The sequence below is a fragment of the Methylocaldum sp. MU1018 genome (genome assembly GCF_053646775.1).
Genome location: NZ_CM132195.1, coordinates 3,235,770 through 3,255,048, shown reverse-complemented (window position 1 = coordinate 3,255,048; position 19,279 = coordinate 3,235,770). Strand labels below are relative to the sequence as shown.

Below are 19,279 nucleotides of genomic sequence, written 5' to 3'. Positions count from 1 at the left end.
TAGAATACTTGGAGGTCAAAGCCTACATCAGGCAAAGGCAAGCTCGTGGTGCCTCGCCCGCCACCATCAATAAGGAAGTTGGACTGTTTTGTGCCGCGATAAATTACTGTCGGGATGAACTCGGATGGAAAATCCCGAATCCTGCCGCGAAGAAGAAACTTCGAGAGCCCCAAGGTATAACGCGCTGGATAACGCCGGATGAGGCGCAACAGCTCATTGCTGCCGCGAGAGACAATCGTCGCGCACCTTGGCTGGTGGACTTCGTCCGCTTGGCGTTGAACACGGATTGTCGACTCGGCGAAATGCTCGGGTTGACGTGGGATCGCGTTGATTTTCAAAACAACCTGATTTGGCTCGGTGAACAGGACCAGAAGGGCCGCAAGGTCAGCACGGTACCGATCAATCAGGAGGTGAGGGGGCCGCGGCTATCCAGGGCCAATTTCAGGGCCGGCTACTGCCCGGAGAGTCCCTGGGTGTTTTGCCGGAAGGATGGCGAGCGATTGACCACGCTTCGCCGTTCGTTTAAGTCGGCAATCAAGAAAGCAGGGATCAAAAATTTCAGGATTCACGACCAGCGCCACGCCTTGGCGAGCGGGTTGGTCATGGACGGCGTACCGTTGTATACCGTTCGAGATGTCCTTAGGCACAGCTCGATCAAGATGACCGGGCGCTATGCTCATCTCAGCCCGGAGAATACCAGGGCTGCGTTGAGCCTCTTGGATAAGTCACGAAATAGTCACGTTGACGGTCGTGAAAAACCATCAAGGTTTAGCTAAGTGATTGATTGTGTGGCGCCCCGGATACGATTCGAACGTACGACCTTCCCCTTAGGAGGGGGACGCTCTATCCTACTGAGCTACCGGGGCGAAGACTGTTTTGGGCTCGGCACCCCCGCTGCCGACGATTCCCATCGGTTCCATTCCTTCTCATTTTACCCCATGACTCGGCAAAATGCGCCGTGTCATGGCCCGCTTCAAAAAACTTCCATTCGGCAAATGATGCGCCCAGGTTCGCCTGAAAGGTCATGAACCGGTCTCGAAAACGTTTCGCACGAAGGGCAGGGCGCCAAGATGCGCACTTCCGTCGACTCGCCGGATCGCGGCCGCTAACGGCGAAAGAACAGGTTGATCAGCAGAGTCAGCACGAGACTGACGACGATCATCGACGTAATGGGGACGAAGATGTACCGATGTTCGTCCTGAATGCGTATGTCGCCGGGAAGTTTTCCGAACCAGCCGAACAGTCCCGGCACGTAGGATAGGAGCAAGCCGAGCAGAAACAGGGTGATACCGGCGTAAATGAGTATTTTCCCGAAGGGCATGGTTCAATCTCTTTGCGAAGTTTCGCCGCCATCCTTCAAGTAGACCGTGGCCGACAACAAGAGTGCCGCGAGCCCCAGCAGCCACCGGATGTCGGTTTCGGTGGTCCGGCGCTCGGCGAATTCCGGGGTGCGCAAGGCTTCGGCGAGACCTTCCGGCGTTTCCAGGCGATGGTAGCGGAGGCCGGTTGTCGCGCTCAGTTCGCGCAGGCGGGTTTCGTCCAGCCAGGAAAGATAATAGCCTTCGCGCGGCGGTCTGGGCGCCGCTTCCGGTTCTTTGGTTTCGTAGACGGTGCTGGATTCCGGCATCTGCGCGATGTCGGTATTTTCCCAATAACCGATGAGCCGGTTTTCGCGGTCGTATTTCGGGACGGTGGTCGGGTGCAATCCGCCCACGCCCACGATCAGACCGGCGATTTCTCCCGGTTTCCCGGTAAACAGAGGGCTGAACGTTTGCGGCGGCGCTTCCTGGCCGTCGGTGAAGAATGCCAGTCGGATGCCGGGATCACGGTTCCCGATATCGCGGATTGCGGCATAAAGACCTTGCGCGATAAGGCTGTTGGCCGCCCAGGCCATGCGCCAATCGACGTGGGCGAGCACGTCGTCGATCACGGGCAGGTGCTCGCAAACTTCGATGGGTTCGAACAGCAGTTGAACGCTCTGTGTCGAAAACAGCCCGAGCCCGACTTCCGAGCCGCAGGGCAGGTCGCGTACCGCCCGGCGGATCGATTCCTTGACGAAGCCGAGCCGGTCCGCCGGCATGCCTTCGATATGGTAATCGCGGACATTCATGCTTTGTGTGATGTCGATGACGAACGCATAGCGGTAGACCCGCAGGGGCAGCGGGAATTTCGGGTTGGCGAAGGTCAGGGCGACGAGCGCGGCGGCAACGAGCAGCGCCGCCGCGCGCCAGTCTCGGCGAAAAAGCCGTGTCCTCGGAGCTTGCGAAAAGACCGTGTCGAGCGGCCCGCATCCGTGCCGAGAAGCGCGGCGGGTTTTTTTCCAGCCTTTCACGGCGCGCCGCCCGGAATGGTGGGAACGGTCGCGAATACGCTGGGTTTCGCTCCGTGCCAACCCGCCTTTTCCCGCTCCTTGGCCGGCGGCGTGATCCGGTGGGCGTATTCGAGATTGAAGCGGGCATTCCAGTCATCCGGATTCAGCCGCACGGCATCCTGCAACTGCTCCTTGGCTAGAGCGACCAGGGTGTTGACGCGGACGTATTCCAAAACGCCCTTGGCGTTCCACAGCACGGCGGCTTCCCGAAGATAAAGCGTGCCGAGATTGTAGTGCATGCGCTCGCGAAAGTGCTCGTCGCCGCGGCCGAGGATGCTGCCGTAAAGGCGTAGCGCCGCTTGCGTCTCACCCGCTCGCTCAAGCTGCCGGGCTTTGGCGAAGACCAGAACGGGCGGCGTTTCGCCGTCGACCTCGATCCGTTCCGGATGGGCGATCAGGTCGTTTTGCCGGGTGATTCGGAAAACGGCATGGCTTTCGTAAACGGCTCCCGCCAGCAGCGCCGCCAGAAGGCTCCAGATCAGCGCCGGCCAGCGCCGCATTCGTATCGAGGGTGCGATCAAGCGGGCCATGTCTTTACCTCCAAGGATTTGGCGCCGAGCAGCAGCGCCAAAAATGCGAGAGCGGCGGCGTAGCAATAACCGGATACATCCCGGCGCGGCAGTTTTTCCCGGTAGCGCAGCGGAAGGTTTTCCAAGCGCTCCACCTCGGCGATGGCGCGTTGCAGCGCTTCCGGATTTTCCGCCTCGAACGCCCGGTAGGACACGCCGAGATTTTGGAAATACTGATGAAGGAAATATTCCGGCGTCGTACTTTCGCCCGGATTGACCGGCTTCTCGGAGAGACGTCCGCTCCTCGGGTTGCGGAGGTAGATCCAGTAAAGGGTCGCCCGCGTTTCCTGGAACCACTGCCGGAGTTGGTCGCGGGTTTCTTCTTCGATGCGCGCCGCCCCGTCCGAAACCAGCAGGATGATTCGGGAACCGGTGAAAGGTTTTCCGGTGTAAAAATCGAGCGCCATCGCCAATCCCGGAGCGATATTGGTCACCCCGTGGCCACGCCCGCCGGCGGCTTCGATGGCCGCCAGGATCGCCGGCCGATCCTGGGTGAACGGCATGACATAGATCGGTGCGGCCGAAAAATCGATCATGGCGAACAGATCGTGTTCCCGGCGGGCGACGAATTCGCCCAGCAGTTTTCGGGCTACGGCGCCTTTGGTTTGCTGCGCGCCGCCGCCCAGATAACGGCCCGAAAAGTTCTCGTTCATGCTGCTGCTCCGGTCGAGCAGCAGCACGACATGAGCCCCGGTGCCGATTCTGTCCACCCATTGCTCGCGCAAATAAGGGCCGGCTATGGCCAGGCTGAGACATAGCGCCGCCGCCGCGGCGGCGAAGCGCAGCAGCCGGTCGAGCAGCGTCGACAGCGGGTCGTTCGGGATCAGCGAAATCGTGGAGTAGGGAGTCGCGGCCTGCCCGCGCCTAAACAAAGGCAGCAGGGCGGTCATGCCGAGCAGCAAGGCCCACGGCGCGGAGAACCCGATATTCAAGCACTCCTCCTCTCGGCGGCCGCGCATCGGCGGCATAAGGCCTCCAGCCGGCTGAACGGGTAATCCGCCGGAATCGGCGCATCGGGTGCGGTGAAAAAGACGCGCCGGGACAGCGCGAAAAAATGGTTCAGTTCGTCTCGGATTTCCGCGAAGGCTGGGCGGTTTGCGAGGAACATTTCCAGTTCCCCGGCAAACAAACGAAAACCGGCGGTGTCGTCCAGGGCGCGGTGCAGGAGCTTGACCGCGCTGCGGTACGCATCGGCATCGCCCGATTCGTGGCCGAGCTTCCCGAAATCGCGCAAGCTGCGCGCGAATGGCGGCCGGGCACCGGCGAAGAACGGTAATTTGCCGTATCGCCAGGCGAGAAGCAGGAGCGCGGCCGAAATTCCGGCCAGGCAGGCGATCAGCCTCAGCCCGTGCGGATGGGTCGGGAGCGGTTCGGGATCGGCGGATTCGCGAATTTCGACGCTTTCGTCTGCGACGGCGGGCGGAATGATCGGGGAGACCGTCAGGTCCGACGGCGGCGTTTGCAGCTCCAACGGGGCCGGACCCCGGAAACGGATGGGCAGGGCCGGAATGGTGAGTTTTTCCGGCTGCCGTACGCCCTTGAACACCTGATAGTCGAGACGCAATCGGTAATGCGCCGCATGCCCGTCGGCGGTCTTCGTCCAACTGACGGCGCGGATGTCCAGCCATTCGTTGAGCGCGCCGGGTTTGGGCAGATATTCGGTTTCCAGGGCATAAGCCTTGGGCACGGTGACGAGGATGTCATGCTCCACCCGGTCCCCTATGACATAGCCGAAATTCCGCGGCGCCGACAGCTCGACGAGAGGCGTCGATTCGCCGGAGTGGGCGAGGGCGGAAGCCGACAGAAGCATCAGGCCAAAGCCGAAATTCGGTTTACGTTGCGGGCGCATCGTTCAATTTCGATAAAAATAACGAGTCAGCGCGTCCGGCTCGAAGCGGTCGATCAGAAAGAAGGGTTCCCGGCCGTAAAGCGCGCATGTCTGCTCCAGATCGTCGCGCCGCTTTGCGAACGAAGCCCGGATGTTCTCGCGTAACGTAGGGCGCATGAACAGCCGCCTGCGCGCTCCGGTCTCGGGGTCCTCGAAATAAATCAGGCCCAGCGAGGGTAGCCGGTCGTACTCGGCGCTGTCCCACAAGACCACCGGAACGACGTCGTGGCGAGCCAGAGTCTTGAGCAGGGTATCGAGGCGGTCCAGGGTGAAGTGGAAATCCGAAACGAGGAACACCAAGGCTTTCTGTTTGCCGAGATACGGCGCGACCTGGTTCAGTCCGTCGGCGGATGCGCCCTGCGGCCGGAGGTTTTTCAGGTTCTGCAACAGTTCGGGAGCGGCACCTTTGTGCCAACGCAGCGGCAGGAAAAAATCCTGGCGTATCGCGCTGTCGCAGCCGATGAAGCCGAAGAAATCGCCGCTGCGGTAGGCGGAATAGGCCGCCGATGCGGTGAATCCGGCCAGCAGTTCAGTTTTCGGTGCCGTGCCGCGAAAGCCCATGGAAGCCGAGAGGTCGGCGACCACGTAAACCGGAATCGCACTCCTTTGGCGGAAGGTTCGCACCATGAGCTGACCGAAGGGATCGTGCAGCGTGGCGCGTACATCCAGGTTTCGCGGGTCGGGATGGGCGGTCAAGGGGGCGTACCCGGCGAATTCGTGGCCGCCGCCGTGCTGTGCGCTGCGATGGCGGCCGGGGTGGATGCCGGGCGAGCGCCAAGCGACGTGGTAATGGAACTCGGGGATCAAGGCGCCGCGACGCGTTGCAGAATACCGATCATGAGTTCACCGACCAAATCGCTTCGGCGAAGTTCATAAACCGGATTGAAGAAGACCCGGTGAGCGGTCGTGTTCGCGAAGACCTGGCGAATGTCCTCGGGGATCAGGCGGGTCCGGTCGTTCAGCCAGGCCGAGACGCGGGCTGCCCGCATCATCATGCTCATTCCCCGCGGGCTGGCGCCGGCCAGGATCAATTGATCCATGTCCACGCCGTCGATTTTGACGCCGTAATTCTGCGGCTTCCGGGTGGCTTGCCAGAGATCGAGCGCGTATTGTTGCAGCGTATCGCTGGCTTTGATTTCGCCCTGGATGACGCGGGAGATGTCCGCGATGTCGCGGTAGGATAGAACGTCCGGTCGGACGCTCGCGATCAATCGATCGGTGTCGTGAAAACGAGGGTCGAATATCAGGGCGCGTTGCAGCGCCGGATCTTGCGGCGTTTCGATGTGCAGCTCCATCAGGAAGCGGTCGCGCGCCGCCGAGGGAATTTCGAAGGTTTCTTCCTTCTCGACCCGGTTACGGTCGGCGAACACCTGGAGATGCGGGAAGAAATACTCCCGGTTGAAGGCCGTTATGCTGCGTTCGGCCATGACCCGCAACAGCAGCGAATGAACTTGCGGGCGGGCGCGGTTCACCTCGTTGAAGAAGAAAACCGAAAGTTGTTCGCCGTGCTTGAGGATCGGACCCGGATCGACCTGGGGCTTGCCCAGTTCGTTGATGTAGGTATGGTAGACGAGATCGTTGGGCATCAGATCGATGGTGCCCTCGATGCGTTCGTAAGCGCCGCCGAGTCCGCGCGCGACCGCTCGCAGCAAGGTGGTTTTGCCGACTCCGACGTCGCCTTCCAGCATGACGTGGCCGCGGGAAAAAATGGCCAGCGTGATTTGATGGATGGCGTGATCGAGGCCGATGACGGCCTTTCCGATCTCCTGTTCGAAGTCCAGGGCGTGACGCCGCCAGTCGGCGAGCAGTGTGTCTTTATCGTAGTCGGACATAGGTCGTGCGCGGGGCGATAGTGGCTAAGAGCGGGGTCGCGGGCGGCTGATGCGGCTGAATAGGTTACCGCATCGGGAACTGCAAAGTAAAAAACCCCGCAAGGCGGGGTTTTTGATCAGCTTCGACTACCGGGTGATTGCTTTCCGGGCATGGCGCGATTTCGCAATCGATAGACCCTCAAGCGGCCGTCGTGGTGCTGGTCTCGGTCGGTTTGGCCGAATCGATGAGCGGATCGAAGCGCTGGATTTGGCTGTATCCGAAGGAGATCAGTTGCACGCCGATATCGACGACCAGTTTGTAAAGTTCCGGCATGCGCGAGACGAGATAGCCGATATAGCCCAGGGCCGAGATGCCGAGCCCGGCGGCGAGGACGGTCGGCAGACCGATGCCGTGGAAGATGCGGATGATCTGGGTCAGTATGTCCAGCGGCAACAGCAGCATGACGCCGAAGTAGACGAGCGCCATGAAGGTGAATAACACGAACACCACGAATTTGAATGTTTTCGCCAGAATAAGCTCTATTTTCATGCGTATTTTTTCCTTCCCAAGCTGAAGCTAAAAATCTTTTGTCCCGGACGGGACGATGGGAGTCGTTATTGCCGCCCAAGTCTCCACGGTGGATCGGGAGCCCCTGCAAAAAACAAAAGCCGCGAAAGGCCGGCTTGAATAATGATGGCTGTAATATTTTTGGGCGGCATTTTAGCATATCAATTCGCCTCGGCCAGCTTTAATCCGGAACGAAAAGACTCGGATCGAACCGTTGGGATGCGGCGATCCGGCGTCGTCGCGGAACATGTGCCGACCGCGCGATGCGATGAACGGTGGTTTTTTCGATGCCTTGCCCTGCGTGTGCGAGAATCGTTTCTCGTTCGTCGCAGGATTTTTCAACCGGCCCGTCTTTCCGAAATGACCAAGAAAATTTTTCGCCTGTTTCCACCGCCTTTTGAAGAGGTGGCTCTGGAAGGGCTTTATCTTCAACTCAACCTGCACCGGCTGGGTACGCCCGAATCGCCGTTCGTCTATGCCAATTTCCTCACGAGTCTGGACGGGCGGATTGCATTGGAGGATTCGAGCGGGCAGACCTATCTCCCCAAGAGCCTGACCACGCCGGACGATTTCCGCTTGTTTCTGGAGCTGGAATGCCAGGCGGACTGCCTGATCACGCACGGCGGATATCTCCGTTCGCTGACGCAGAAGCGTCTGGGCAATATCCTGCAAGTCGGCCTGACGGACACGACGCGCGACTTGGCGGAGTGGCGCAAGGCGCGGGGGCTGGCGGCTCAGCCGGCCATCGTTGTCGCGAGCGCCAGTCTGGATTTTCCGATGCCGCCGTCCGTCAGTGCGCACGGCCAGACATGTTATATCGCCACGGGAGAACGGGCGGACCCCGCGAAACTGGATTATTGGCACAGCCAAGGATACGAAATCATCCTCGCGGGCCGGGAAAAAATGGTGGAGGGCGATCTGTTGACGCGCAAACTGGGCGAGCTGGGCTATCGGGCCATTTACCTCATCGCCGGGCCGCACATGTTGGATACGATGGTCAGGAGCGGACGCCTGGGGCGGCTGTTTCAGACCATCACCCATCAATTGATGGGCGGGGAGGCTTTTCGCACCCTGCTGCCGGGCCCGGAACTGGGGCTGTTCGGACATCTCAGGCTGCTGTCCTTGTATTACGATCCGACCTCGCCGTCAGGGGCGGGGCAGTGGTTCGCTCAATTCGAAAGCAATAACGCGTAGAGGCTGTCTTTGAAGGCGGAGGGGCGGATGATGAAAACGGCACTCGTTACCGGCGCGGCTCGCCGTATCGGTGCGGAAATTGCGCGGCGGCTGCATGCGGCGGGATACAATGTCGTGCTGCACCATCATCGGTCGGCGGCCGATGCGGAGGCTTTGTGCGACGAGCTCAATGCCGTCCGGGGGGATTCGGCTCGTTTGTTGCGGGCCGATTTGCGGGAAACGGGCGGGTTGAGCGCCGTGATCCGCCAGGCGGCGGAGTGTTGGGGTGGGCTGGACGTGTTGGTGAATAACGCCTCCGGTTTCTATGCCACTCCTTTGGGAACGGTGACGGAGGCTCAATGGGACGATCTCTTGGGCAGCAATCTCAAGGCGCCGTTTTTCCTGGCTCAAGCGGCCATCCCGTTCCTGCGCCTGCGTAACGGTTGTATCGTCAATATCGGCGACATCCATGCCGACCGTCCGCTCAAGGCCTATTCCGTCTACAGTCTCGCCAAGGCCGGATTGTCCGCGATGACCCGCGCCCTTGCCAAGGAATTGGCGCCCGATATCCGCGTCAACGGCGTCGCGCCGGGAGCCATTTTATGGCCCGAGCACGATATGGATGGCGCGAAGCAAGCGGAAATTCTGGACCGCATTCCCATGAAGCGCGCCGGAGACGCCTCGGATATCGCGAGAGCGGTATTGTTCCTGGTCGAGGATGCGCCTTACGTGACCGGGCAGATACTGGCCGTGGACGGCGGAAGGAGTCTGTTCAGCTAATATCCGACACCGCGCCGACTCGCCACTGCTTGGCGCCGGTTTTGTCGAATTTGGCCCATAGCTCGCCATAGCTCTCGCCGATTACCGGATGCTTTCTGTTCGGCGCGATCTCCGCGAGCGGTTCCAACACGAAGGCGTAACGTGTAATGTCCTCGCGCGGCAAGGCGAACTTTCCTTCTTGGAGCACCTCGTCGCCGTAAAGGATCAGATCGATGTCGAGGGTGCGCGAGGAGAATTTTTTGCTGTCTCGCGTGCGGCCGTGATGGTTTTCGATCTCGCTCAGAGTCTTTGCGATATCGGATACCGAAAGTTCGGTGGTGAACGCCGCCACCAGGTTGTAGAAGCGGCCCCCTTCGAAGCCTACCGCCTCGCTTTCGTAGATGCTGGAGACAGTCAATGGGCCCATCCGTTCTTCCAGCTCTTTCAGGGCGGACGGAATGTGCTTCTCTCTTTCGATATTGCTGCCGATGCTCAGGAAAACATCAGGCATATTCCCGTTTTTCTCCTCTTTCGATGATGATTCCGACATCGCTCGCTTTGCGAATCGCGCCCTTCTTGTTGAGCGTCAGCCTGAGCCACGGGACCTCGAATTCGTCGATAACGATTTGAGCGACCTTTTCGGCCAGGGTTTCCACGAGAAAGAAATCGCTTTCCTCCACGAAAGAGATGATGCGTTTGGAAACCGCCTTGTAATCGAGCGTGTATTCGATATCGTCCGATGCCGCCGCTTTACGGATGTCGGCGCCCATTTCCAAGTCGATCAGGACGGTTTGTTTGATCTGTCTTTCCCAATCGTAGATGCCGATCACCGTCTCGATCTGCAGGCCGCGTAGAAATATAATGTCCATCGTCAATCCGATCGGTTTTCGCTATTTTGCGAATTGGTAACACAAAAAATACAAATCTGACAACCGGGACATATTACGCACATGGCGGTTTGGCTTTTAGTTCCTCTTGCTTATTTCATGGGTTCGCTGTCCAGCGCGGTCATCGTAAGTCGATTGTTTCGCCTTCCGGATCCCCGCGAGCAGGGCTCGAAAAATCCCGGCGCGACCAATGTGTTGCGGTTGGGCGGAAAAAAAGCCGCTGCGATCACTTTGCTGGGGGACGCCGCCAAGGGGGTGATTCCGGTTCTGTTGGCCAAGGCTCTGAGCGCCGACCCGCTCGTCGCGGCGCTGGTCGGTCTGGCCGCTTTTTTCGGACATCTTTACCCGGCGTTCTTCCAGTTTAAGGGCGGCAAAGGCGTCGCCACCGCCTTGGGCGTGCTCTTGGGATTTTCGTGGACGGTAGGGCTGGCCGCTCTATCGACGTGGATCGCGACCGCTTTCGCCTCGCGCATTTCGTCGCTTGCCGCTTTGGTCGCGGCCGTGTTCGCGCCCGTTTACGTTTGGCTTTTGACCGGATCCGAAGTGCTGACCGGAGCGTCCGTCGTGATGGTCTCGTTTCTGATCTGGCGACATCGCGGGAATATCGAACGTTTGCTCCAGGGCCAGGAGGCCCGGATCGGGCGCAAAGCTTCGTGATTTCACCGTCGCGGCCCGCTTGAGCCGCTCGTTTTTACGAAGGACCGAGCGGCGTCAACGCGCTTAAAGACCACCGCGGAAAAGCCTTGATTTCGGCCGGCTCCTTTTGACCCGCCAGCAGCCTCCGACAGCCGGCAAACGCGATCATGGCGCCGTTGTCGCCGCAAAATTCGAGCCGCGGGAAATATACATGGCAGTTTTCTTCCCGAGCCATGTGCCGAAGCTTGTCGCGCATCGATCGATTGGCGCTGACCCCTCCGGCGACCACCAGGCGAGTAAGCCCGCTTTCCTTGAGCGCCCGCCGGCATTTAATCACCAGAGTGTCGACCACCGCGTCTTGGAATGCCTGGGCGATATCCGCTTTATCCTGTCGAGTTTTGGCGGTGGAGCCGAATGTTTGCAGCGTATGGGTCTTGAGACCGCTGAAACTAAAGTCGAGACCTGGCCGGTCGGTCATGGGGCGAGGGAATTCAAATCGATGCGCAGCGCCTTCCTCCGCCAATTCTACGATCGCCGGGCCGCCCGGATAGCCGAGATCGAGCATTTTGGCGGTTTTGTCGAAGGCTTCTCCGGCGGCGTCGTCCAGAGATTCCCCCAGGATGCGATAAAGGCCGATGCCTTCGACCTCGACCAATTGGGTGTGGCCGCCCGAAACGAGGAGCGCGATGAACGGAAAATCGGGCGATTCCGGTTCCAGCAAAGGAGCGAGAAGATGACCCTCCATGTGATGTACGCCTATGGACGGAATTCCCCAGGTCCACGCCAGGCTGCGAGCGACGGAAGCGCCCACCAGCAATGCGCCGATCAGTCCCGGGCCGGCGGTATAAGCGATCCCGTCGATTTGCCGTTTTGAGATGCCGGCGTCCGCGATCGTTTGCCGGATCAACGGAATCAGCTTTTTGATGTGATCGCGGGAGGCCAGTTCGGGCACTACCCCTCCGTACGCGGCATGAATTTTTACCTGACTGTACAGGCGATGGGCCAAAAGCCCCTTCTCGGCGTGATAGATCGCCACGCCGGTTTCATCGCAGGATGTTTCGATGCCGAGTACATACATACAATTTGACTTTTATCTTGCAGTCTGTAGTGAGTATAATTAGAGCTTTTAAGTTGGCGGGGTAATCTCGCCTCGGAATTTTGTTGTTTTTAATCGTCAATTTTTGGGAAGCTACATGCCGTCGATTAAGCTTAGAGAAAACGAGCCCTTTGAAATTGCCATCCGCCGCTTTAAACGTGCCTGCGAGAAGGCCGGCGTTCTGTCTGAAGTGCGCCGCCGCGAATTCTACGAAAAACCGACCGAGGAACGTAAGCGTAAAGCGGCTGCGGCAGTGAAGCGGCATTTGAAAAAGCTTTCCCGCGAGCGGTTCGCCTTGCAGAATTTGCGCAAAGGGCGTCCGCAGACCTGATAGTTGATTTCGATGAGCGGACTGAAAGAACGCCTCCAGGCGGATATGAAGGCCGCCATGAAATCCGGCGAAAAAGAGCGACTGGGCGTCATCCGGCTTATCATGGCCGGCATCAAGCAGCGCGAGGTGGACGAGCGTATTCAGTTGGATGACGCACAGGTTCTTGCCGTTCTGGATAAAATGGCCAAACAGCGGCGTGAATCCATCGCGCAGTTTCAATCGGCAGGCCGGGATGACCTGGTTGCCGTGGAACAGGCGGAGCTGAGCATCATTCAGGAATATCTGCCTCAAGCCTTGAGCGAAGATGAAGTGGAGTCTCTGATTAAGGAGGCTCTGGTGGAATCGGGTGCTTCCGGGATCGGCGATATGGGTAAGGTCATGGCTGTGCTGAAGCCGAAAATGCAGGGGCGGGCCGACATGTCGGCGGTGAGCTCGCGGGTCAAAAACCTGTTGAGCACCTGAAGCGTTGGATTTTTCTGTTTCTCGAGAACGGCGTAGCATGAACTGAACCTGCCGGTATAGACAATGGCCGGCAAGATCCCTTCTCAATTCATTCAAGATTTGGTTGCTCGTGTCGATCTAGTCGATCTGATCGATGCGCGAGTGCCGCTCAGGCAGGCGGGCAGTAATTTTACGGCTCGCTGTCCTTTTCATAACGAAAAAACTCCCAGCTTTACCGTAAGCCGCGACAAGCAGTTTTACCATTGCTTCGGGTGCGGCGCGCACGGCAATGCCATCGGTTTTTTGATGGAGTATGATCGCCTGAGTTTTGTCGAGGCGGTGGAGAGTCTCGCCGCGTCGGTCGGGCTGAAAGTCCCGACGGAGACCCAAAGCGCGGTTGTAGATCCGCAGTCTAGAATTGCGAATGCCATTTACGATTTGCAGGAAACTATTTCCCGATTCTATGCGCATCAGTTCAAGGCCCATCCCGAAGCGGCGCGAGCGGTCGCTTATTTGAAGGGGCGCGGGGTAAGTGGGGAAATCGCTCAGAGATATCGTCTGGGCTATGCGCCGCCGGGGTGGCAGAATCTACCGTCCGAGTTTTCGCGGGAACTGCTGGAAGCGGCGGGGCTCATGATCGTAAAAGACGACAAGGCCTATGATAGATTCAGGGATCGTATCATTTTTCCCATCCGGGACCGTCGAGGCCGGATAGTGGGGTTCGGCGGGCGGGTGATGGGCGATGAAACGCCGAAATACCTTAATTCTCCCGAGACCGTCGTTTTCAAAAAGCACAAGGAAGTATACGGTTTGTACGAACTGCTGAAGCAGTCTGGAAGACCCGAGCGCATCGTGGTGGTCGAGGGCTATATGGATGTCATCGCCTTGGCGCAGAATGGCCTTTTCAATGCGGTTGCGACACTCGGTACCGCGACTTCCGCCGATCATGTCGAGCTGCTGTTTCGTTATACCGACGATCTGGTCTTTTGTTTCGACGGAGACGCTGCGGGACAGAAGGCGGCCTGGAAGGCGCTCGAAGCAAGCCTGTCCTTTCTGCGGGATGGGCGGCAAGTCCGTTTTCTCATTCTGCCGGACGGCCACGATCCCGACTCCCTGATGGGAGACGAAGGCGCGGACGCTTTCTCAAAGCGTATCGACACCGCGCAGCCTTTTTCCGATTATTTCTTCAGATGTCTGGCGCGTCGGCTCGATTTAGGTACATTAGAGGGGCGCGCCGCCTTGGTCAAAAGTGCCAAGCCATTGATTGCCAAGTTACCTGCCGGTGTCTTTCGAGAGATGATCGAGAAGCGGTTGGCGGAACTTGCGAGACATGGGGTAGTCGAATCATCCGTCAAATCGGCTAAGCTTGTAGGACCGTCGGAATCAAGGATCGCGTCCGTAAAAAGTCGAATGCGGCCCTCTGCGTTGCGTATCTTCTTGGCGCTTCTGGTCCAAAATCCAGAACTTGGCGTCATGATCGGGAGCGAATTGCGTAAAAAATTATGCGCTCTCAACAAATACGGACACTTAATTGAAAAGGTGCTAGGGATTCTGGACGAAAACCCGGGCTTGACTGGCGGCGGAATCCTGGAGCACTTTCGCGGTGCGCCGGAGGAAACATTTATTGCCAACCTCATGCGATGGGATACTCTGTTACCCCAGGAGGGTATACGAGTCGAGTTTTCGGATGCTTTAATGCGTTTCGAACAGCATCTCAAGCGGAAGCGTTTGGATGAGCTCATCAAAAAATCGGAAAAAACGCAGCTCAGTTCTGAAGAGCGGGAGGAAATGCGAATGCTCATGAACGCATGAGACCAGCCTTCGCAAGTTTCCTGTTTTCTCAAACTTTTAATATACTGTATTGTTTTGCGGGCATACAGCAGTCGCGAGTCAGTTGATGAATCTGGAACAGCAGCAATCTCAGCTTAAAGAACTTATCGCTAAAGGCAAGATGCAAGGGTACCTCACCTTTTCCGAGGTAAACGACCACTTGCCCAGTGACATCGTCGATCCCGAGCAGATGGAAGATATCATCTGCATGATCAATGACATGGGAATCGAAGTGCATGAGGATGTGCCGGACGCGGATCTCATCCCCGAGCCCGCCGTCGTTACCGAGGAAGACGAGGACGAAGCGGCAGAAGTCGCGGCGGCGCTTGCCTCATCCGTCGACACCGAGTTGGGGCGAACCACCGATCCCGTACGCATGTACATGCGCGAAATGGGAACGGTCGAGTTGCTGACCCGCGAAGGCGAATTGAGCATCGCCAAGCGCATCGAAGAAGGGCTGAACCAGGCCGCAAACGAGCTGGTCCGTTTCCCGGCCGCCATGGACCATTTCATAAACGCCTTCGATGCCGTGGAAAAAGGAGAGGCTCGATTGTCGGATTTGATATCCGACTTTTTTGACCCGGCGGCACAGTCCGAAGAGGTCTTGGTGGACGACGATGCCGACACCGAAATTCTCGATGATGCCGAAAGCGGGCCGGATCCCGAGCTGGTAAAAGAAAAGCTCGAGCTCTTCAATAAACAGCACAAATCGGCTGTCAACGCGCACAACAAGTACGGTTATCATCATGAACGCACCCAGAAAACTTTCGACGCTCTTGCGGAGAGCTTCATGGAGTTCAAGAAAACGCCTCAGTTTTTCAAGGAATTGACCGATCTGTTGCATAGTGCGGTCGAGAAAATCCGAGAGCAGGAACGAATCATTCAAGATATCTGCGTCGTCAAGGCAAAAATGCCGCGAGCGGAGTTCATAGCCTCGTTCATCGGTAACGAAAGCAATCCGGATTGGCTTCAGAAAAGGCTGGAATCGGGCGACGAAATATTCAGATCTTATGGCGATGAGTTAAGACGCGCGCAAAACAAGCTGGCGCAGGTGGAAAAGGAAAATCAACTGTCCATTGCCGATATCAAAGAAATCAATCGGCGTGTTTCTATCGGCGAAAACCAAGCGCGCCTCGCCAAAAAAGAGATGATTGAGGCCAATTTGCGTTTGGTGATTTCCATCGCCAAGAAATATACTAATCGCGGCTTGCAGTTCCTCGATTTAATCCAGGAAGGCAATATCGGCCTCATGAAAGCGGTCGATAAATTCGAATATCGGCGCGGATACAAGTTTTCCACTTACGCTACCTGGTGGATTCGCCAGGCGATCACGCGCTCGATTGCCGATCAGGCCCGGACTATCCGAATTCCGGTGCACATGATCGAGACGATCAACAAGCTGAACCGAATTTCGCGCCAGATGTTGCAGGAAATGGGACGCGAAGCCACTCCGGAAGAGTTGGCGGTACGCATGGACATGCCCGAAGACAAAGTACGCAAAGTACTGAAAATTGCCAAGGAGCCCATCTCCATGGAAACCCCCATCGGTGATGATGAGGACTCACATTTGGGGGATTTCATCGAAGATTCTCGTGTGATGTCTCCGATCGAGCATGCGACCGTCGCGAGCTTGCGCGAAACGACCCAGCAAGTGCTGGCCGGATTGACGGCGAGAGAGGCGAAAGTGTTGCGTATGCGCTTCGGAATTGATATGAATACCGACCACACGTTGGAGGAAGTGGGTAAACAGTTCGATGTAACCCGTGAGCGTATTCGTCAGATCGAAGCCAAGGCATTGCGGAAACTCCGTCATCCTTCGCGCTCCGAGCAACTGCGCAGTTTCCTCGACATGGATTAGTAGCCAGTTTCCGGGCCCTTAGCTCAGTTGGTTAGAGCAGGGGACTCATAATCCCTTGGTCCAAGGTTCAAGTCCTTGAGGGCCCACCAAGTAAAACAAAGGCTTGCAGCGATGCAGGCCTTTTTTATTTCCCGCGATTGTTGCTAAGGTACAATTTCGGTACAGTGCGCAGTACGAGACACCGTACCGAGAGACTTATGGCAACCATCGTTAAAACCCCTTCGGGCACCTGGAAAGCCGTCATTCGAAAATCCAGTTGGCCGACGACGGCCAAGACCTTCCGCACCAAGCGAGATGCCGAAGACTGGGCGCGGCGTACCGAGGATGAAATGGTGCTCGGCATCCATATCCAACGCGCCCCCGCCGAGCGCATGACGGTGCAGGCCGCCCTGCAACGATACCTGTCCGAGGTGACCCCAACCAAGCGGCCGTCAACGCAAGCCGCAGAGCGCCGAAGAGCGGCCATTCTGATCGAGAAACTTGGTAAGTACTCTCTGATCGCTCTGACGCCCGAAATTGTTGCTCAGCACCGCGACAATCGCCTTGCCGGCGACTTTGGCGACAACGGCGAGCGCATCCCGCGAAGCAACAATACCGTGCGGCTGGAACTCGCCCTTTTGGGCCATATGTTCACCGTAGCCATCAAGGAATGGGGTTTGGGGCTGACCTATAACCCGGTGCTCAATATCCGGCGTCCGGCGCCAGGACCGGGGCGCAATCGCCGGTTATCCGCCGACAAGGAAAAGCGGCTGTTGGAGGCCGTGGCCGACCACTCGAACCCGATGCTGCGATGGATTGTGGGCATCGCCCTCGAAACCGGCATGCGGTCGTCGGAAATACTGACGTTGCGCCGCAATCAGGTCGACCTTGAGCGACGGATCGTGCGGCTGCTGGAAACGAAGAACACGACGCCACGTACCGTGCCGCTGACCCTCGGCGCGACTGAGTTGTTCCGGCAGGCGTTGAATAATCCGATCCGCCCTATCGAAACGGATTTGATCTTCTTTGGCGAACCGGGGAAGGACGGCCACCGGAGCCCATACCAGTTCAATGCGGTATGGACTCGGCTGAAAAAGGAACTGGGCCTAGAAGACTTCCGCTTCCACGACCTGCGACACGAAGCGGTGAGCCGCTTTGTGGAGGCCGGCTTGAGCGATCAGGAGGTCGCTGCAATCAGCGGTCACAAATCCATGCAAATGCTCAAGCGCTACACACACCTGCGCGCTGAGGATTTGGTGGAGAAATTGGAACGTTTAACCCGCCGATGACGGCGCTACGCGGCGTTTAAGTGCAACCGATACTGCTTGGCGACTTATGCCAAGCCGACGCGCAATTTCCGTCTGGTTAGTTATCCCGGTGCGCATCATCCTTTCGATGCGGCGAATTGTCGTCTGGCGCAACACCCTATAGAGCAAACGATAGGCGTGCCGGCGTGCGGCAACATGGGATTCGATATCCCACGAGGGCAAGCGGTGCACGTAGTATTTGCTCCATACTCTCCGTATTAACGCCTCAAACACTTCTTTGTGTTTTCTGTCCCTCTGGTAGTTGCGCCGTGCTTCGTCACCTCGTCGAGGGTTGTGGTGTTCGCAGTAAAGCCGGCTCGGCCTGATTGATTTCTCCGTATCGCCGGGCAGGGAGATTTTGCTAACGACGTTGGCTTTGCGTTTCCATACGGTGCGTAGCGCTCGGCGCTCCACCTGGTCGAAAAAGCTCTCATCTGAGAAGTTCCCCCGCATCTCCGGTATATCGCAGTACGCTAGCAGCATATTGCCTGGTTCATAAGGGCCAAATTCGCCGGCAAGTGCACGACGATACCGGTCCGTGAGAACTTCCGCCTCACGTCGCGCCTCCGCCCTGTGCTTCTCAGTCAGGACTACTTCTTTTACGGCATCGCCACTTAGTCGCTCGTAGTATTTGATAGCTTCGAGTGCTACTACGTATTCGGTTTGTCGCCAGCAGAGCTCGCAAAAACGCCAACGGTATTCGTCTGCCGGATTGCTTGCAAATTTTGCTTTGATCCGTTTGGACGTTGTTTTATCGGGCGGTGCCCATCGCCCTAATTGGCCTGTGAGTGGATCGTACGCCCTGATCGTCATAGCTCAGAATGTCAACAATCGTCTAACTAATTAGGCGCAAATCTACCCAACTTCTCCGTACTCTTCAAGACACCAACTAACACGGAGACTCAAGTGAACACTACCGCCCGACTGACCGAAAAATACGGTGTGCTGCTGAACATTAGCCAGGTCGCCGAAATACTCCAACGAACCCCAGATGGATTGAGGTTTACGCTTCGAGGCAACTCGCCGCTCGCGCAAAAGCTGCGCCCTGGCCGACGAAAGATCGGGCGACGGGTATTGTTCACGGCTGATGTCGTTGCGTCCATCGTCGATCACGGAGTAGAGGAGTAGGGAATAGGCCAGGTTCAAATCGGAATCCGACGCGATGGAATCATCAATCATGCCGGATTTGGTATATCCCGATTATTCGGGGAGTGATTTGACGTCGTCTTGTCACCCGTGCGAGACGCCCGTTATTCCGCCAGCCAAGGCTGATTTTCATGGTCAGCAACTCGATTTGTTTTGCTCGTTTTTGTGCAACGGCAAGGACGAGCGTGACCGACTGTCTAATACGTTCGACCTTTGGGACAGCGTGCCGCGCTATTCGGTATCGCGCCTAGCTATGGACAGAGAACGAAAGAAGCGAGGCTTTCTCGATTTGCTAGAAATCAAATTCCAATATCGGAGCACTCCATTACAGGTGGTTATTCAGCCTGCCCGTGTCCGCGAAAAGACGCGATTGCGTCGCCATTTTTTGCGAAACCTTTTGGGACTTCCGAGTCACCAAAAGGAGCAAAAAATTGGCGACGAGTGATTGCCTTCGGCGCCCCGGCCGTCCCCGCTCGTCTGGTCCGGACCCAACAAGGGGTCCGGACACCGCTCGCAGATGACTCGACGCTCGGTCGCGATGCCTTGTGTGAGACCTACGACCGCCGCTATCGCGTCGACCTTCGGTCTCACACCCGGCGCTCGGGCTTCCGGGGACTACTCGACTCGCT

23 protein-coding genes and 2 tRNA genes are annotated in these 19,279 nt (G+C 57.7%); 11 read left to right on the top strand and 14 right to left on the bottom strand.

Features of this window, described 5'->3' with window-relative positions; genetic code table 11:
• The first annotated feature begins 8 nt into the window (after positions 1-8).
• On the top strand, positions 9-776 hold the full coding sequence (locus tag ACWJKU_RS14880; RefSeq protein WP_454143419.1) for a tyrosine-type recombinase/integrase: 768 nt from the start codon (positions 9-11) through the stop codon (positions 774-776).
• Positions 777-789: 13 nt separating this feature from the next.
• Here the strand turns inward: ACWJKU_RS14880 and ACWJKU_RS14875 are convergent.
• The 9 genes from ACWJKU_RS14875 to ACWJKU_RS14835 all read right to left on the bottom strand — a co-directional run bounded on the left by ACWJKU_RS14875 (position 790) and on the right by ACWJKU_RS14835 (position 7,189).
• Positions 790-866: transfer RNA gene (locus ACWJKU_RS14875), tRNA-Arg, on the bottom strand.
• A 239-nt stretch (positions 867-1,105) separates the two neighbouring features.
• Positions 1,106-1,321: a DUF2905 domain-containing protein gene (locus ACWJKU_RS14870; protein ID WP_454143417.1), complete on the bottom strand. Its 216-nt coding sequence runs from the start codon at positions 1,319-1,321 to the stop codon at positions 1,106-1,108.
• 3 nt (positions 1,322-1,324) lie between these two features.
• On the bottom strand, positions 1,325-2,392 hold the full coding sequence (locus tag ACWJKU_RS14865; RefSeq protein WP_454143415.1) for a vWA domain-containing protein: 1,068 nt from the start codon (positions 2,390-2,392) through the stop codon (positions 1,325-1,327).
• On the bottom strand, positions 2,329-2,901 hold the full coding sequence (locus tag ACWJKU_RS14860) for an MxaK protein (RefSeq protein WP_454143413.1): 573 nt from the start codon (positions 2,899-2,901) through the stop codon (positions 2,329-2,331). Before ACWJKU_RS14860 ends, ACWJKU_RS14865 begins: the two co-directional genes overlap by 64 nt.
• Positions 2,889-3,872, bottom strand: coding sequence for a vWA domain-containing protein (locus tag ACWJKU_RS14855; RefSeq protein WP_454143411.1), 984 nt, complete (start codon positions 3,870-3,872; stop codon positions 2,889-2,891). The genes ACWJKU_RS14860 and ACWJKU_RS14855 overlap by 13 nt, the downstream gene beginning before the upstream one ends.
• Positions 3,869-4,789 carry a hypothetical protein gene (locus ACWJKU_RS14850; protein ID WP_454143409.1) on the bottom strand — a complete coding sequence of 307 codons (921 nt, stop codon included), beginning with the start codon at positions 4,787-4,789 and terminating at the stop codon, positions 3,869-3,871. The genes ACWJKU_RS14855 and ACWJKU_RS14850 overlap by 4 nt, the downstream gene beginning before the upstream one ends.
• 3 nt (positions 4,790-4,792) lie before the next feature.
• Positions 4,793-5,635 (bottom strand): DUF58 domain-containing protein, encoded by an 843-nt coding sequence (locus ACWJKU_RS14845; protein ID WP_454143407.1) that lies wholly within the window; start codon positions 5,633-5,635, stop codon positions 4,793-4,795.
• Positions 5,632-6,660, bottom strand: coding sequence for an AAA family ATPase (locus ACWJKU_RS14840; RefSeq protein WP_454143405.1), 1,029 nt, complete (start codon positions 6,658-6,660; stop codon positions 5,632-5,634). Before ACWJKU_RS14840 ends, ACWJKU_RS14845 begins: the two co-directional genes overlap by 4 nt.
• Positions 6,661-6,838: 178 nt before the next feature.
• The gene (locus tag ACWJKU_RS14835) at positions 6,839-7,189 is read right to left on the bottom strand and encodes a hypothetical protein (protein WP_454143403.1); all 351 of its coding nucleotides are present in this window, start codon (positions 7,187-7,189) and stop codon (positions 6,839-6,841) included.
• A 378-nt stretch (positions 7,190-7,567) separates the two neighbouring features.
• On the opposite strand from ACWJKU_RS14835, the gene ACWJKU_RS14830 reads away from it, so the two are divergent.
• A complete protein-coding gene (locus ACWJKU_RS14830) occupies positions 7,568-8,401 on the top strand; it encodes a RibD family protein (protein ID WP_454143401.1) in 834 nt (277 codons plus the stop codon).
• 27 nt (positions 8,402-8,428) lie between these two features.
• Positions 8,429-9,160 (top strand): pteridine reductase, encoded by a 732-nt coding sequence (locus tag ACWJKU_RS14825; RefSeq protein WP_454143399.1) that lies wholly within the window; start codon positions 8,429-8,431, stop codon positions 9,158-9,160.
• On the opposite strand, the gene folK is transcribed toward ACWJKU_RS14825, so the two are convergent.
• Positions 9,153-9,650, bottom strand: coding sequence for a 2-amino-4-hydroxy-6-hydroxymethyldihydropteridine diphosphokinase (gene folK, locus ACWJKU_RS14820; RefSeq protein ID WP_454143397.1), 498 nt, complete (start codon positions 9,648-9,650; stop codon positions 9,153-9,155). The genes ACWJKU_RS14825 and folK overlap by 8 nt on opposite strands.
• Complete coding sequence (gene folB, locus ACWJKU_RS14815; RefSeq protein ID WP_454143395.1) at positions 9,643-10,008, bottom strand: dihydroneopterin aldolase; 366 nt, start codon at positions 10,006-10,008, stop codon at positions 9,643-9,645. Before folB ends, folK begins: the two co-directional genes overlap by 8 nt.
• Before the next feature lie 81 nt (positions 10,009-10,089).
• Between folB and plsY the strand changes: the two genes are divergently transcribed.
• A complete protein-coding gene (gene plsY, locus ACWJKU_RS14810) occupies positions 10,090-10,683 on the top strand; it encodes a glycerol-3-phosphate 1-O-acyltransferase PlsY (RefSeq protein WP_454143393.1) in 594 nt (197 codons plus the stop codon).
• Positions 10,684-10,717: 34 nt separating this feature from the next.
• On the opposite strand, the gene tsaD is transcribed toward plsY, so the two are convergent.
• Positions 10,718-11,740 carry a tRNA (adenosine(37)-N6)-threonylcarbamoyltransferase complex transferase subunit TsaD gene (gene tsaD, locus ACWJKU_RS14805; protein ID WP_454143391.1) on the bottom strand — a complete coding sequence of 341 codons (1,023 nt, stop codon included), beginning with the start codon at positions 11,738-11,740 and terminating at the stop codon, positions 10,718-10,720.
• Between the two features lie 115 nt (positions 11,741-11,855).
• Between tsaD and rpsU the strand changes: the two genes are divergently transcribed.
• The 6 genes from rpsU (at position 11,856) to ACWJKU_RS14775 (ending at position 17,486) form a co-directional block, all read left to right on the top strand.
• Positions 11,856-12,089, top strand: coding sequence for a 30S ribosomal protein S21 (gene rpsU / locus ACWJKU_RS14800; RefSeq protein ID WP_324873080.1), 234 nt, complete (start codon positions 11,856-11,858; stop codon positions 12,087-12,089).
• Positions 12,090-12,101: 12 nt separating this feature from the next.
• Entirely contained in the window at positions 12,102-12,551 is a 450-nt protein-coding gene (locus tag ACWJKU_RS14795) for a GatB/YqeY domain-containing protein (RefSeq protein ID WP_454143389.1), read from the top strand.
• A gap of 63 nt (positions 12,552-12,614) precedes the next feature.
• A complete protein-coding gene (gene dnaG / locus ACWJKU_RS14790; RefSeq protein WP_454143387.1) occupies positions 12,615-14,342 on the top strand; it encodes a DNA primase in 1,728 nt (575 codons plus the stop codon).
• 85 nt (positions 14,343-14,427) lie between these two features.
• Positions 14,428-16,218: an RNA polymerase sigma factor RpoD gene (gene rpoD / locus ACWJKU_RS14785; protein ID WP_454143385.1), complete on the top strand. Its 1,791-nt coding sequence runs from the start codon at positions 14,428-14,430 to the stop codon at positions 16,216-16,218.
• A 12-nt stretch (positions 16,219-16,230) separates the two neighbouring features.
• Positions 16,231-16,307: transfer RNA gene (locus ACWJKU_RS14780), tRNA-Ile, on the top strand.
• A gap of 240 nt (positions 16,308-16,547) precedes the next feature.
• On the top strand, positions 16,548-17,486 hold the full coding sequence (locus ACWJKU_RS14775; protein ID WP_454143383.1) for a site-specific integrase: 939 nt from the start codon (positions 16,548-16,550) through the stop codon (positions 17,484-17,486).
• On the opposite strand, the gene ACWJKU_RS14770 is transcribed toward ACWJKU_RS14775, so the two are convergent.
• Together ACWJKU_RS14770 and ACWJKU_RS14765 are read right to left on the bottom strand one after the other, a co-directional pair.
• Positions 17,472-18,317 carry a hypothetical protein gene (locus ACWJKU_RS14770; RefSeq protein ID WP_454143381.1) on the bottom strand — a complete coding sequence of 282 codons (846 nt, stop codon included), beginning with the start codon at positions 18,315-18,317 and terminating at the stop codon, positions 17,472-17,474. The genes ACWJKU_RS14775 and ACWJKU_RS14770 overlap by 15 nt on opposite strands.
• A gap of 42 nt (positions 18,318-18,359) precedes the next feature.
• Positions 18,360-18,683, bottom strand: coding sequence for a hypothetical protein (locus ACWJKU_RS14765; RefSeq protein ID WP_454143379.1), 324 nt, complete (start codon positions 18,681-18,683; stop codon positions 18,360-18,362).
• On the opposite strand from ACWJKU_RS14765, the gene ACWJKU_RS14760 reads away from it, so the two are divergent.
• Positions 18,667-19,095 (top strand): hypothetical protein, encoded by a 429-nt coding sequence (locus ACWJKU_RS14760; protein WP_454143378.1) that lies wholly within the window; start codon positions 18,667-18,669, stop codon positions 19,093-19,095. The genes ACWJKU_RS14765 and ACWJKU_RS14760 overlap by 17 nt on opposite strands.
• The last annotated feature ends 184 nt before the right edge of the window (positions 19,096-19,279 follow it).

Bases quoted from the DNA above. Each gene is read 5' to 3' on its own strand.
- ACWJKU_RS14795 (WP_454143389.1), top strand. From the start codon at position 12,102: ATGAGCGGACTGAAAGAACGCCTCCAGGCGGATATGAAGGCCGCCATG.
- ACWJKU_RS14840 (WP_454143405.1), bottom strand. From the start codon at position 6,660: ATGTCCGACTACGATAAAGACACACTGCTCGCCGACTGGCGGCGTCAC.
- rpoD (WP_454143385.1), top strand. From the start codon at position 14,428: ATGAATCTGGAACAGCAGCAATCTCAGCTTAAAGAACTTATCGCTAAA.
- ACWJKU_RS14870 (WP_454143417.1), bottom strand. From the start codon at position 1,321: ATGCCCTTCGGGAAAATACTCATTTACGCCGGTATCACCCTGTTTCTG.
- folB (WP_454143395.1), bottom strand. From the start codon at position 10,008: ATGGACATTATATTTCTACGCGGCCTGCAGATCGAGACGGTGATCGGC.
- ACWJKU_RS14830 (WP_454143401.1), top strand. From the start codon at position 7,568: ATGACCAAGAAAATTTTTCGCCTGTTTCCACCGCCTTTTGAAGAGGTG.
- ACWJKU_RS14825 (WP_454143399.1), top strand. From the start codon at position 8,429: ATGATGAAAACGGCACTCGTTACCGGCGCGGCTCGCCGTATCGGTGCG.
- rpsU (WP_324873080.1), top strand. From the start codon at position 11,856: ATGCCGTCGATTAAGCTTAGAGAAAACGAGCCCTTTGAAATTGCCATC.
- tsaD (WP_454143391.1), bottom strand. From the start codon at position 11,740: ATGTATGTACTCGGCATCGAAACATCCTGCGATGAAACCGGCGTGGCG.
- ACWJKU_RS14850 (WP_454143409.1), bottom strand. From the start codon at position 4,789: ATGCGCCCGCAACGTAAACCGAATTTCGGCTTTGGCCTGATGCTTCTG.
- folK (WP_454143397.1), bottom strand. From the start codon at position 9,650: ATGCCTGATGTTTTCCTGAGCATCGGCAGCAATATCGAAAGAGAGAAG.
- ACWJKU_RS14770 (WP_454143381.1), bottom strand. From the start codon at position 18,317: ATGACGATCAGGGCGTACGATCCACTCACAGGCCAATTAGGGCGATGG.
- ACWJKU_RS14775 (WP_454143383.1), top strand. From the start codon at position 16,548: ATGGTGCTCGGCATCCATATCCAACGCGCCCCCGCCGAGCGCATGACG.
- ACWJKU_RS14835 (WP_454143403.1), bottom strand. From the start codon at position 7,189: ATGAAAATAGAGCTTATTCTGGCGAAAACATTCAAATTCGTGGTGTTC.
- dnaG (WP_454143387.1), top strand. From the start codon at position 12,615: ATGGCCGGCAAGATCCCTTCTCAATTCATTCAAGATTTGGTTGCTCGT.
- plsY (WP_454143393.1), top strand. From the start codon at position 10,090: ATGGCGGTTTGGCTTTTAGTTCCTCTTGCTTATTTCATGGGTTCGCTG.
- ACWJKU_RS14860 (WP_454143413.1), bottom strand. From the start codon at position 2,901: ATGGCCCGCTTGATCGCACCCTCGATACGAATGCGGCGCTGGCCGGCG.
- ACWJKU_RS14765 (WP_454143379.1), bottom strand. From the start codon at position 18,683: ATGATTGATGATTCCATCGCGTCGGATTCCGATTTGAACCTGGCCTAT.
- ACWJKU_RS14760 (WP_454143378.1), top strand. From the start codon at position 18,667: ATGGAATCATCAATCATGCCGGATTTGGTATATCCCGATTATTCGGGG.